The organism is Empedobacter sp. EJD.6dd (genome assembly GCF_057369435.1).
The window spans coordinates 1,500,333-1,512,542 of record NZ_CM170667.1; the positions used below are offsets into that span (position 1 = coordinate 1,500,333).

The window sequence follows — 12,210 nt, forward strand, 5'->3', positions numbered from 1 at the left end:
AAAAATCACTTCATAATGAAGTGATTTTTTTATGCTTTCACATCTTCTGCATATTTGTCTACAATCATACTCAATGCGCCATCAGTTGTGATATTACAAGCTGTTCCAAAACTATCCTGCAATGCAAAAATAGTCAAGATTAAAGCGACGCCAGCTTCATCAAATCCTAAAACATTAGATATTAATCCTAACGAAGCGACAACTGTTCCACCCGGAACTCCAGGTGCACCAACAGCAAAAACGCCTAATAGTAAAACAAAAGTTACCATTGTTCCTAAATCAGGAATTTGCCCATATAAAACTTGCGAAACTGTCATTACAAAGAAAACTTCGGTTAAAACTGATCCACACAAATGCGTATTTGAGAAAAATGGAATTGTAAAGTTCGAGATTGTTGGTTTGATTACTTTACTATCATTCACTGCTTTTACCGCAACACCCAAAGATGCCGCAGAAGACATAGTTCCGACTGCTGTTAAATATACTGGCGGATAATATTTCAAAAGCTTAAAAGGATTTGTCTTGTGATAAAAACCTGCAATTGTATACATCAACGTCATCCATAGAAAATGACCAACAATTACAATCAAAATTACTTTTAGGAAAACAGGTAATTGTTTTTCAATAGAACCTTCATAACTCAAAATTGCAAAATTTGCTGCAATGAAAAATGGTAAAATCGGAATCAAAACTTTATTCACCAAGAGGATCACAATATCTTTGAATTGATCGAATATCTTTTCCAATTCTTTGGCTTTCGTAATTAAAATTCCCATTCCCAACATCAACGAAATAATCAACGCTGTCATCACTGAAAAAATTGGCGGAATATCTAATTGAAATAGTATTTTTGGAACTTCTCGTAATGAATCTACTGAAGTTGGAACTGATAAATTTGGAATGATTTGATAACCTGCCAACATTGAAAACAAACCTGCTCCAATTGATGATAAATAAGCAATCAATAACGAAAAACCTACAATTTTAGCTGAACCTTCATTTAGTTTTGTGATAGATGAAACAATAAAACCAATTACAATTAACGGAACTAAAAAGAAAATTAATTGTCCTGTAAAATATTTTAATGATAAAACAACCTGAATTGTTGCTTCATTTAAATAATTCCCTCCTACTAATCCAATAATTACACCCAAAAGCAACCTAAATAAAGTATTGCTTGCTATTTTTTTAAACATTTGAACAAAATTTGCGACAAATATAAACTCTATTAAATAAATAGACTAAATGTATTTCAGGAAATATTTAAATATTTTTACTAAATTATATGACATTAAAAAAGTACAAAATAAAAAGTCCCGTGTCACTCTGAGCCTGTCGAAGAGTCTTTTCTATTTTTTGATAATAAAGATAAATCTTCAAATCTATTATTAATTAAAGCTTCCTTTTTAGCTCTACTCCAACCTTTCAGTTTTTTCTCAAAAATTATTGCATGGTTTATGTCTAAAAATTCTTCATTAAAAACTAATTTAATTGGTCTTCTCGAAAAAGTATAACTCATAGGATTTATTCCGTCGTTATGCTCATTAATTCTTTTTTGGAGATTATTTGTCACTCCTACATAATACGAATTGTCTGAACACTATATAATATAGACATAATATATTTTTCTCATAAACAAAGTTTTATTCTTCGACAGGCTCAGAATGACCACAGTATTATTTATAATCTTTTCATATCACTTTGAGTTTATCCAAGAGTAATTATTTTAACACTCCTCTCTCACAAATTCTATTGCCAAGTTCAATGCATTATTCGAAACAATTTTGATAAAGTCTTCACGATCCAAATAAGGATAAAAACACTTTTTATTCAAGGCTTTTTCTCCATTCGTTACAGAAATCCAAACTGTTCCAACTTCTTTTCCATCTTCTCCTCTGTTCGGTCCCGCAACGCCTGTTGTAGAAATAGAAAGATTAGAATTTAAAACATTACAAGCTCCTAAAGCCATTTGTTCTGCTACTTGTTCTGAAACAACCGAATACTGATCAATATCTTTTTGATTAACGTCTAAAACAGAAGTTTTAACAGAAGTTGCATAAGAAACAATACTGCCAATAAAATAAGAAGAACTTCCCGAAACAGAAGTAATTAAGGTTGAAATATTTCCGCCTGTACAACTTTCTGCTGTAGAAATTGTTAGATTCTTTTGTTTTAAAAAATCACCTAAAACTTGCTGCGCTTTTCCTGAATTTTCTGAAATTAAAAACTCCCCCGCAATTGATTTAAATTTATCAATCTGATGCTGAATTTCATTTCTTAAAAAAACCTCATCATTTCCAGAAGCAGAAAAACGTAAATCAATCGAAGTACGATTCGGTAAATACGCCAAATGAATAAAATCTGGTAATTGATTCTCCCAATCTTCGAGCAAAATTGCTAAATCACTTTCTGGAATTCCACTGACCAAAATATCACGATGAATGATTGTATCTGAATTAAATTGACTTTTTAATCGTGGTACGATTTCATCACGCATCAAACCTTTCATTTCGAATGGAACGCCAGGTAAATTGATGATAATTTTGTTGTCAATATTTGTCCAAAGACAAGGCGCCGTTCCGTATTTATTCTGAATAAATGTTGATTTTTCTGGAATTAAAGCTTGATCTTGATTCAAATTATTTAACTCTTTCGTATAACCTCTAGCAGCAAATAATTGAACAATATTTTCAATTACTTTTTCTTCTCGAATTAAACCGCAATTTAAAAATTGACACAAAGCAGACTTTGTTTTATCGTCTTTTGTTGGCCCTAAACCTCCTGTAACAATTACAATTTCTGATTTCGATACGCCTCGTTGAAAGGCTTCAATTATATGTTGTAATTCGTCTTTTACAGAAATAATTTCTTCAACTTCAATTCCTATTTTATTTAATTCTTGTGCAATAAATGCCGAATTAGTATCTACAATTTGACCAATTAATATTTCGTCTCCAATTGTTAATAAAGTTGCTTTTGTTTGCATGGTATAAAAAAACTTGCTTAAAGTTAAGCAAGTTTGATATTAATATAAAATTTAAAAACCTTGTTCTCGATACAAAATTCTAAAAGAATTTCACTCGAACTGACGGTTTTATTTATTTTTTGTCAATTCCGTTACCTTGAGATTGTTCGTATAATTCGTCTCGTTTACGATTTGTTTCGCGTAAAATATCTGTATATTCCTTATTTGTTACTTTTTCACCTTTTGTTGGTTTTACGATTTTAGCTTTTTTAATTTCTTTAATTTTTTGAGCATTAATTTTGACGATTCGTTCACCTTTTTCAAAAGTTTCATTAATTAATTCTTCCAAAACCAAACCATTTACTCCCGTGTAAACATCTAAATTATAATTCTTTTTAAAATCAGGAACATACCAAACCGTAATCTTTAAATTATCTTTGGTATAAATTGATTCTTTTGCTGTATATCCTAAAATAGTTTTTGTATTTCCAGAATCTTTAAACTCTAATGGTTTGAAATTATTTTCGAGAATAAATTTTCTCCCGTACATATCCCTTTCTTCTAAATACGTTCCTTTTTCGTAATCGTAATAACTATAATTTGTATTAAGATTTGGAGGAATCATTATAAATCTAGCTATCTCACCCTGTCCGTTGTTCACTTTTTTTACGTAATTTACATTTGCTTCCTTATCATTAAAAATAAATGTAAAATACTCTTTTGGAGGATTTGCATTGCCTTCGATAATTTTGTTGCGCTCACTTACACTCGGTTGAGATTTTTGTAACTCTTCAATTCCTTTTTCATTGTTAATATAACTTACATGCGTTTCATATTCTATTTCATAAAACTGGGCTTGCGCAAAACTTGAAATAAGGATGATTAATGTTAACAGTTTTTTCATGGTTAATTATTTTTTGTCTACGCCTTCGCTATTATTTCTCAATTCATTCATTTTATTATTGGCTTCATCATAAATTGCATCAATTTGATTTGCTTTTACCTCAATTCCTTTTTTGGGTAAACTTATTTTCGGCGATTTCTTAGATTCCTTTTTAGCAATTGCTATCCACGAGTTAATCATTTCCGAATTATCAAAATTTAATTTATAATGCAATTCTAAAATAAAACCCTTTGAAGTCGAATAAATATCTGGTGTATATAAATATGGAATATCTTTTGTGTACCAAACAATTATATCAATATCATTTAATTTACCTTTCGCTTCATAAGCTTTAAATCCAATTATATCCTTTGTTTTTCCTGTATCAGTAATATTAATCGGTATTAAATTATCTTTAACTAAATAATTTTTACCATAAACATCTATTTCATATGAGAATTGATTCAATTTATAATCATTTACAACAATCCCTCCCATATTCATTGGTACTTTAGAAATCATAGATTCATTATCTTGATTATTATTTATACGACGAATATGTTCCGATTTACTTAACGATTCATTGTAAATAAACTTAAATGTTTCCTTTGGTGGATTTTGATTCATCTCAATCATTTTCTTGATTTGCTGCTTATCACCACCAACTGCTTCTTCAAACCATTTTAATCCTTCTTCATTGTAATGCGTTTGAACTTGTGTTTCGTACGTTATTTCATAAAACTGCGCTTTTGCAAAACTTGAAATGATGATGATTAAGGTTAATAGTTTTTTCATAGTTAATTTGATTTATCTACACCATTATTGTTATTATACATTTCGCTTCGTTTACAATTTGCTTCTTCTTCAAGTTTTTGAAATTCTTGAGGCGTTACAACATTATCTTTTTTGCTAGTTTCTATTATTGGATTTTTAAACTTATACTTTTTAGCATTTTTATTAATCTTAAGTACTTTAATGTAATTATTCACTTTACCAACATTTTCTGCTTTAAGAAAAATATTCATTTCTAACACAAAACCTTCAATCGGTTTTACTAATATTGGCATGAAATTCGAATCAATTTCTTTGGTAAACCAAGCTTCTACATTATAATTATTGTATTTAGCCGTTGCTTTGTATGTTTTGTAACCAAGAATTTCTTTTGTTTCATCGGTATATGTCCAATCCAATTCTTCTAAAGGAGATTTAACAATGTAGTTTTTTCCATAAAGATCAACTTTTCTATAGTTTTCTCCTTTTACGAGATTAGAATAAGTAAGACCATATATCAAACCAGGAGGGTAATTCTTGACTTCACCTTGAATCCCTTGTTGATTGTCAATTTTTTCTTGTTCAATTGTGTTTAACTCTGTTTTTGAAAAATAAATTTTAAATTCAATCGGTTTTGCATTTGTATGTTGTTCTATATACCATTTCCTCGTTTCAGGATCTTTTATGTCTTCATAAAATTTTACTAAATATTCTGCCGTATATTCTGGATTATACTTGGTTTCTACAAGAACTTCATAAACTTGAGCTTGCGCAAAACTTGAAAGAAGAATAAGTAGTGTTAAAAATTGTTTCATATTAAATTGATTATTATTTAAATATAATAAAAAAAGAGTTACAAAAAATTGTAACTCTTTCTAACTATTATAGTTCTATTTATTTTTATAAAATATGTTTCTCAGCATGGTAAGAAGAACGAACCAATGGTCCAGATTCTACATGACGGAATCCTAATCCACGAGCAAAATCTTCGTATTTTTTGAATTGTTCTGGTGTAATAAATTCCTTTAAAGGCAAATGTTTTTTTGTTGGTTGTAAATATTGTCCAATTGTAATGACATCTACATTTGCATCTGCTACTTCCTGAATTGTTTCAAAAACCTCATCTTCGAACTCACCTAAACCAAGCATAATTCCAGTTTTTGTACGACGCTGTCCAGCTTCTTTTGCATAACGTAAAACTTCTAACGAACGATCATATTTTGCTTGAATACGAACTTCGCGCGTCAAACGACGAACAGTTTCCATATTATGTGATAAAACTTCTGGTCCAGCTTCTACAATACGATCGATATGTTTTTCAATACCTTGAAAATCTGGAATCAATGTTTCCATTGTTGTTCCTGGACTAATTCTACGAACTGCATGAATTGTCTCTGCCCAAATAATAGATCCCATATCTTTTAAATCGTCACGATCAACAGAAGTTAAAACTGCATGTTTAATCTGCATCAATTTAATAGAACGCGCTACTTTTTCAGGTTCTGCCCAATCCACTTGATCTGGACGGCCAGTTTTTACACCACAAAAACCACAAGAACGTGTACACACATTTCCCAAAATCATAAATGTTGCAGTTCCTTCACCCCAACATTCACCCATATTTGGACAACTTCCACTTTGGCAAATGGTGTTTAATTTATATTTATCAACTAAACCTCTTAATTCACGATGTTTTTTCCCTGTAGGTAATTTTACACGTAACCATTCAGGTTTTTTTACTCTTCCATCTGGTAATAGCTCAACACTCATACATTACTTTTCTGATTGGCTAATTTACAAAGATTTTTTGGAAGATATTACATCCGAAATAATAGATTATGTTTCGATTAGTAAACTGAATAAAATTATCATCTTTAACATTTTTTGGAATATTTTTTGGATTAACAAGAATACTCTAACCTATAAAAAGATGAAAAAATCAATTATTCTTACTCTATTATTTTTTCTAACTATCGTTAGTTGTAATACTAACAATGATATGAAGTTTTCTACAAATGAGAGAAGCATTTACGATTCTAATGAAAACTCTTCCAATAATTTGTATAATATCGGAAAAACAAACACCAATAGTGCAAAAACAACACTTGATTGGGTTGGAACCTACGAAGGTATTTTACCATGTTCTAATTGTGCTGGAATAAAAACCACAGTTACATTAAATAAAGATGAATCTATTAAAATTACTACTCAATATTTGAAGCAAAATAAAAAATTTGAAAATGAAGGATACATTAAATGGACAGCTGACAACAACGCTTTGTATTTAGACACAAAAGACAAAAACAGATTTTTTTATAAAGTTGGAGAAAATAAATTAATTGTTTTATCTGAAGAAGGCGAAGAAATGAAAGGTCCCTTAGCTGATAAATATGTTTTGATTAAGAAATAATATAACCTCAAAAAATCATAATCCCGATAATTAATTATCGGGATTATGATTTAGAATAAATTCAACTGAGTTGATTCTAATTCTAACAAAAATTGTTTTCGTTTTTTACCTCCTGCATAGCCAGTCAAAGAGCCATCCGAACCAATTACACGATGACAAGGTACGACAATCGCTATTTTATTTTTACCATTTGCATTTGCAACTGCACGAATAGCTAATAAATCTCCAACTGCTATAGATTGATCTTTATATGATCGTGTTTCACCAAACGGAATTTTTATTAACTCGTTCCAAACTTTTTTCTGAAAATCAGTTCCTATCAAATCAAGTGGAATTGTAAATTCTTTTAAATTTCCATCAAAATAATCATTCAATTCATTTTCCAAACGATTCAAAATATCATCTTCTTCTTTTGGGATGATTTCCCCTAAATTTTCAATTTCTTTTAGTTGTTTTTCTGTCGATTTTCCATCAAAAAACTCTAACATACAAAGTCCTTTTTCTGATTTAATCGCAAGCATTTCTCCCAAAGGAGTTTGTATTTTTTTAGAGTAAAACATTTTATAAAATTTTAGTTGAAAGTTAGAAAAATATACCCGTAATTTGGTATCAAATTTGTTGTTAAAAATATCATAAAATTAATTTATGAAAAAATCTATATTTGCGAGTGTTTTCGCTTCATTCATATTATTCTCTTGTCAGTCAAAAGGTGTTCAACAAGAACAAAAAAATAATAGTGTCGATAATGCTATACCTGCAATCATTGCAATAACAGATCACAATGCTAAAAATTCTTTGGACTGGACTGGAAAATATGAGGGAACTTTACCTTGTGCCGATTGCGAAGGAATAAAATATAGTGTTGAGATAAAGAAAGATGGAAACTTTTTTATTGAACAAGAATATTTAGGAAAAGAAACCGTTTACCAAGACGAAGGTTTTTATAAATGGGACGCTTCAGGAAATGTATTGCACTTAAATTCGAATGTAAGCCCTTTAGTATTAAAAGTTGAAGAAAATAGATTGAAAGTTTTGGATCAACAAGGAAAAGAAATTTCTGGAAATCTAAAAGACAAATATATTTTGAAAAAGATAAAATAATCAATACAAAAAAAGCCCAATAAGTAATTTTATTGGGCTTTTTCATTTAATATATCAATTGATTTTTCTTAAGCTCTTCATAAACCTTGAGAACACCAATTACTTGAATTTCTTCGTTCAAATACTCTTCGAAACTAAAATAGTTTACAGCTTCAATTTCATTTGTTGGCTTTATATCTTCTTTCAAATCATACAAAAAACAATCCTGTTCCATCAACAAATTTTGTTCTCCGTAAGCTTCAGCCGTAATATGACAAAAGAATCTTAATTTTTCATTATCAAGATTAACATTCAATTCCTCTTTAATCTCTCTAATCAAACCAGATTCAGATGTTTCACCTTCATCTATTTTACCTCCTGGCAAATACCACGCTTTTTTATTTTTACTAAATGTAAGCAATAGCCTATTATCATTAATAACCAATAAACCTGCTGTTGGTAACTGAATCATATTTTATTTTTCTAAACTTTTTTGCCATTCCCAAGCTGTACGCATACTTTCAGCTAACTGAATTTCTGGTTTCCAACCCAATTCTTTCTCTGCAAACGAATTATCTGCATAAGCTTCGATAATATCACCCGCGCGACGCTCTTTTATTTGGTAATTTAATTTTAGATGATTTGCTTCCTCAAACGCATTTACAACTTCTAACACCGTAGAACCTGTTCCTGTACCAAGGTTAAAAAACTCTAATTTCGATTTGTTTTTATTTTCGATTAATCTTGTCACCGCTTTTACATGCGCATCAGCTAAGTCATTTACATCAATATAATCTCTAATTGCCGTTCCATCACGTGTAGGATAATCATCTCCCCAAACAGATAAAGCTTCTCTAATTCCTGCAGCTGTTTGCGTTACATATGGAATCAAATTATTCGGAATTCCTTTTGGCAATTCTCCAATTTTAGCTGTTGGATGCGCACCTACTGGATTGAAATAACGTAAACAAATTACATTTTTATCAAAAGCTGAAGAAAAATCTTCTAAAATTTCCTCTCCCATTTGTTTTGTTTTACCATAAGGAGATTCAGGTTTCTTTAAAGGCGTTTGCTCATCAATTGGCATTTTATCTGCTTGTCCATATACCGTACAAGAAGAACTAAAAATAATATTATCTGCATCAAAATCTTTCATTGCATCTAAAAGATTGATTAATCCTAAAAGATTATTGCGGTAATACATCAACGGTTTTTCAACAGATTCACCCACTGCTTTATGCGCCGCAAAATTGATAATTCCGTCTATTTTATTTGTTTTAAAAAACTCGTTTACCTTTTCTTGATTTTTTAAATCGATTTCGAAGTAGTTTGGTTTTGTACCTGTAATAGAAGTAATACGATCTAAAACACCAATTTCGGTATTCGACAAATCGTCTATAATCACAACTTCATAACCTGCATTTTGTAAAGCTACAACTGTGTGCGAGCCAATGTAACCCAAACCGCCAGTTACTAAAATTTTACTCATTTTAATTCTTAGTTTTTATAGTGAAATCAAATTTAGGAAAATAAAAAAGCTTCTGAAACTAATCAGAAGCTTTTTAGGTTATTTTTAGGATAAATTATTTTCCAAAAAATTCGCGAACAGCAGATGTTATATAAGCTAATTGCTCTTCATCTAATTCTGTATGCATTGGTAAAGACATTACTTCTTCTACCAATTTATTCGTATTAGGGAAATCTGCATCATTATAATGTCCGTTATCATATGCTTTTTGTTTACGTAAAGGAACTGGATAATAAATCATTGCAGGAATTTCTTTTTCTGTTAAGAAAGCTTGTAACTCATTACGTTTTCCATTTGTTACACGTAAAGTATATTGATGAAAAACATGTGTTGTATCTTTACCTTTTACTGGAGTTAATAAAGCATCAATATCTTTGAAAGCTTCTGAATAATAAGCTGCTGCTTTGTTACGAGCTGCGTTATAATCATTTAATAAAGGTAATTTACGACGTAAAACTGCAGCTTGAACAGAATCTAAACGAGAATTTACACCTACTTCATCATGATAATAACGTTTGTACATTCCGTGATTTACAATTCCACGTAAACGATGTGCAATATCATCATCATTTGTAAAAATTGCTCCACCATCTCCGTAACAACCTAAGTTTTTAGAAGGGAAGAAAGATGTACAACCAATATGACCAATTGTACCTGCTTTTTGACCTTTATAATCTGCTCCAATTGCTTGCGCTGTATCTTCTACAACATATAAATTATGCTCTTTTGCAATAGCCATAATTTCGTCCAGATTTGCACATTGACCAAATAAATGAACTGGAATAATTGCTTTTGTTTTTGGGGTAATTGCAGCTTTCAATTTTTCAGTATCAATTGTAAATGTATCATAATCAACATCTACTAAAATTGAATTTAATTTTAATAAATCAATTACTTCAACAGTTGCAGCAAATGTAAAATCAGCAGTAATTACCTCATCACCTGGTTCTAAACCTAAAGCCATCAAAGCAATTTGTAAAGCGTCAGTTCCGTTTCCACAAGGAATAACATGTTTTACGTTAAGATATTCTTGTAATTCAGTTTCGAATTGTTTTACTTCTGGTCCATTAATAAAAGCAGCCGAATCTAAAACATTCATAATTGCCGCATCAACGTCACCTTTTATTTTTTGATATTGACTTTGTAAGTCAACCATTTGTATTTTTTTCATAACTTAATGAATCTTTCAAAATCTACAACTTTAAAAAGTCGTTATTATTACAACAAATGTACAAAAAAAGCTCATTCTAAATTTTTAACTTTGCAACATTGTGCAAGGATTTTATAACACATCAATCAAGGCGTACGGAATGGCGCTAAAATTGGCATCGAATTTTAATGAAAAGGCAAAACTTTGGGTAAACGGTCGCAAAAATTGGGAAGAAAAAATAGCTTCTAAAATTTCTAAAACCGATAAAGTTCTATGGGTACATTGTTCATCTTTAGGAGAGTTTGAACAAGGTCGACCTGTTATAGAAGCACTAAAAGAAAAATATCCTTTGCATAAAATTGCGGTTTCATTTTTCTCACCTTCAGGCTATGAAATTAGAAAAAATTATCAAGGCGCAGATTTGATTTTCTATTTGCCATTGGACACAAAATCTAATGCAGAGAAACTAATACAGATTTTAGATCCTGAGATTTTGATCTTAGTAAAATATGAATATTGGTTCAATTTAATTTCAGCTTTACATCAGCACAACATTCCTACAATCGTAGTTTCTTCTATCTTTAGAGAAAGTCAAAACTTTTTCAAAAAGGGTGGAAATAATTGGTTTGCTAAAAAGTTAAGTTTAATCAATCACTTTTTTGTTCAAAACCAAAAATCTAAAAATTTATTAGATTCTATTCAAATTACTCAAAATACAATTGCAGGTGATACGAGATTTGATCGTGTAAAACAGATTGTTCATCAAGATAATCGTTTAGATTTTATGGAGAATTTCAAAGGGAATTCGAAATTAATTGTCGTTGGAAGTTCATGGCCAAAAGACGAAGAATTATTTATTGAATTGATCAATCAAAAATTAAATGATAATTGGAAAATTCTTTTTGCACCTCATAATTTGAATGAAACTGAAATCAATTCTTTTTTAACTAAAATCAATCAAAAATCGGTAAAATATTCAGATTTTGAAAAAACTTCTACACAAGAATTAATTGATTCAAAAATTTTTATTCTTAACACAATTGGTATTTTGTCTAAGGTATATTCGTACGCAGATATCACCTATATTGGAGGTGGTTTTGGAGCGGGAATTCACAATACATTAGAAGCTGTTACTTTTGGTAATCCGGTAGTTTTTGGACCAAAATATAAGAAATTTCAAGAAGCTGTGGATTTAATTGAAGTTGGCGGAGGATTTTCTATTTCGAATCAAATTGAATTTAATGAAATAATGAATCGTTTGATGAATGATGAAAATTTCCGAAAAGAAAGTGGAAAAAAAGCTGGAGATTTTGTTCAAAATTCACCAAATGCGACTAAAATTATTTTAGAATATTTAAATGATATTTTGTAAATCTTAAAATTTTATCAATTTTTAACAAAAAAGGCACAGAAATTGTGAATC

General features: G+C 29.9%; 14 protein-coding genes. 3 read left to right on the top strand and 11 right to left on the bottom strand.

All coding sequences use genetic code 11. The annotated features are described in order from the left end of the window. Positions 1-29: 29 nt before the first annotated feature. From AC2I98_RS07045 to lipA, 7 genes are all read right to left on the bottom strand, one after another. A complete protein-coding gene (locus AC2I98_RS07045) occupies positions 30-1,196 on the bottom strand; it encodes a dicarboxylate/amino acid:cation symporter (RefSeq protein ID WP_486413887.1) in 1,167 nt (388 codons plus the stop codon). A 125-nt stretch (positions 1,197-1,321) separates the two neighbouring features. Next, on the bottom strand, positions 1,322-1,573 hold the full coding sequence (locus AC2I98_RS07050; RefSeq protein ID WP_486413888.1) for a GIY-YIG nuclease family protein: 252 nt from the start codon (positions 1,571-1,573) through the stop codon (positions 1,322-1,324). 153 nt (positions 1,574-1,726) lie between these two features. After that, positions 1,727-2,986, bottom strand: a complete 1,260-nt coding sequence (locus tag AC2I98_RS07055; RefSeq protein WP_486413889.1) for a CinA family nicotinamide mononucleotide deamidase-related protein — start codon at positions 2,984-2,986, stop codon at positions 1,727-1,729. A 112-nt stretch (positions 2,987-3,098) separates the two neighbouring features. Beyond that, entirely contained in the window at positions 3,099-3,869 is a 771-nt protein-coding gene (locus AC2I98_RS07060; RefSeq protein WP_486413890.1) for a GLPGLI family protein, read from the bottom strand. A 6-nt stretch (positions 3,870-3,875) separates the two neighbouring features. Beyond that, the gene (locus tag AC2I98_RS07065) at positions 3,876-4,643 is read right to left on the bottom strand and encodes a GLPGLI family protein (RefSeq protein ID WP_486413891.1); all 768 of its coding nucleotides are present in this window, start codon (positions 4,641-4,643) and stop codon (positions 3,876-3,878) included. A gap of 2 nt (positions 4,644-4,645) precedes the next feature. Further along, a complete protein-coding gene (locus tag AC2I98_RS07070) occupies positions 4,646-5,434 on the bottom strand; it encodes a GLPGLI family protein (protein WP_486413892.1) in 789 nt (262 codons plus the stop codon). Between the two features lie 85 nt (positions 5,435-5,519). Then, positions 5,520-6,389 carry a lipoyl synthase gene (gene lipA, locus AC2I98_RS07075; protein ID WP_486413893.1) on the bottom strand — a complete coding sequence of 290 codons (870 nt, stop codon included), beginning with the start codon at positions 6,387-6,389 and terminating at the stop codon, positions 5,520-5,522. A 160-nt stretch (positions 6,390-6,549) separates the two neighbouring features. Here lipA and AC2I98_RS07080 point away from each other — a divergent pair, with 160 nt between their 5' ends. Then, positions 6,550-7,029, top strand: a complete 480-nt coding sequence (locus tag AC2I98_RS07080; protein WP_486413894.1) for a copper resistance protein NlpE — start codon at positions 6,550-6,552, stop codon at positions 7,027-7,029. 50 nt (positions 7,030-7,079) lie between these two features. On the opposite strand, the gene AC2I98_RS07085 is transcribed toward AC2I98_RS07080, so the two are convergent. Next, the gene (locus AC2I98_RS07085; RefSeq protein ID WP_486413895.1) at positions 7,080-7,589 is read right to left on the bottom strand and encodes a methylated-DNA--[protein]-cysteine S-methyltransferase; all 510 of its coding nucleotides are present in this window, start codon (positions 7,587-7,589) and stop codon (positions 7,080-7,082) included. Between the two features lie 85 nt (positions 7,590-7,674). Here AC2I98_RS07085 and AC2I98_RS07090 point away from each other — a divergent pair, with 85 nt between their 5' ends. Next, on the top strand, positions 7,675-8,130 hold the full coding sequence (locus tag AC2I98_RS07090) for a copper resistance protein NlpE (RefSeq protein ID WP_486413896.1): 456 nt from the start codon (positions 7,675-7,677) through the stop codon (positions 8,128-8,130). Positions 8,131-8,176: 46 nt separating this feature from the next. Here the strand turns inward: AC2I98_RS07090 and AC2I98_RS07095 are convergent, their stop codons facing one another. The 3 genes from AC2I98_RS07095 to AC2I98_RS07105 form a co-directional block, all read right to left on the bottom strand. Further along, positions 8,177-8,581, bottom strand: a complete 405-nt coding sequence (locus tag AC2I98_RS07095) for an NUDIX hydrolase (RefSeq protein ID WP_486413897.1) — start codon at positions 8,579-8,581, stop codon at positions 8,177-8,179. A 3-nt stretch (positions 8,582-8,584) separates the two neighbouring features. Beyond that, complete coding sequence (gene galE, locus AC2I98_RS07100; RefSeq protein WP_486413898.1) at positions 8,585-9,598, bottom strand: UDP-glucose 4-epimerase GalE; 1,014 nt, start codon at positions 9,596-9,598, stop codon at positions 8,585-8,587. A 94-nt stretch (positions 9,599-9,692) separates the two neighbouring features. Then, positions 9,693-10,808, bottom strand: coding sequence for a DegT/DnrJ/EryC1/StrS family aminotransferase (locus AC2I98_RS07105; RefSeq protein ID WP_486413899.1), 1,116 nt, complete (start codon positions 10,806-10,808; stop codon positions 9,693-9,695). Between the two features lie 100 nt (positions 10,809-10,908). Here AC2I98_RS07105 and AC2I98_RS07110 point away from each other — a divergent pair, with 100 nt between their 5' ends. Continuing rightward, the gene (locus AC2I98_RS07110; RefSeq protein ID WP_486413900.1) at positions 10,909-12,159 is read left to right on the top strand and encodes a 3-deoxy-D-manno-octulosonic acid transferase; all 1,251 of its coding nucleotides are present in this window, start codon (positions 10,909-10,911) and stop codon (positions 12,157-12,159) included. Positions 12,160-12,210 lie beyond the last annotated feature (51 nt).

Bases quoted from the DNA above. Each gene is read 5' to 3' on its own strand.
- AC2I98_RS07070 (WP_486413892.1), bottom strand. From the start codon at position 5,434: ATGAAACAATTTTTAACACTACTTATTCTTCTTTCAAGTTTTGCGCAA.
- AC2I98_RS07095 (WP_486413897.1), bottom strand. From the start codon at position 8,581: ATGATTCAGTTACCAACAGCAGGTTTATTGGTTATTAATGATAATAGG.
- AC2I98_RS07045 (WP_486413887.1), bottom strand. From the start codon at position 1,196: ATGTTTAAAAAAATAGCAAGCAATACTTTATTTAGGTTGCTTTTGGGT.
- AC2I98_RS07085 (WP_486413895.1), bottom strand. From the start codon at position 7,589: ATGTTTTACTCTAAAAAAATACAAACTCCTTTGGGAGAAATGCTTGCG.
- AC2I98_RS07055 (WP_486413889.1), bottom strand. From the start codon at position 2,986: ATGCAAACAAAAGCAACTTTATTAACAATTGGAGACGAAATATTAATT.
- AC2I98_RS07105 (WP_486413899.1), bottom strand. From the start codon at position 10,808: ATGAAAAAAATACAAATGGTTGACTTACAAAGTCAATATCAAAAAATA.
- AC2I98_RS07065 (WP_486413891.1), bottom strand. From the start codon at position 4,643: ATGAAAAAACTATTAACCTTAATCATCATCATTTCAAGTTTTGCAAAA.
- AC2I98_RS07080 (WP_486413894.1), top strand. From the start codon at position 6,550: ATGAAAAAATCAATTATTCTTACTCTATTATTTTTTCTAACTATCGTT.
- galE (WP_486413898.1), bottom strand. From the start codon at position 9,598: ATGAGTAAAATTTTAGTAACTGGCGGTTTGGGTTACATTGGCTCGCAC.
- AC2I98_RS07060 (WP_486413890.1), bottom strand. From the start codon at position 3,869: ATGAAAAAACTGTTAACATTAATCATCCTTATTTCAAGTTTTGCGCAA.
- lipA (WP_486413893.1), bottom strand. From the start codon at position 6,389: ATGAGTGTTGAGCTATTACCAGATGGAAGAGTAAAAAAACCTGAATGG.
- AC2I98_RS07090 (WP_486413896.1), top strand. From the start codon at position 7,675: ATGAAAAAATCTATATTTGCGAGTGTTTTCGCTTCATTCATATTATTC.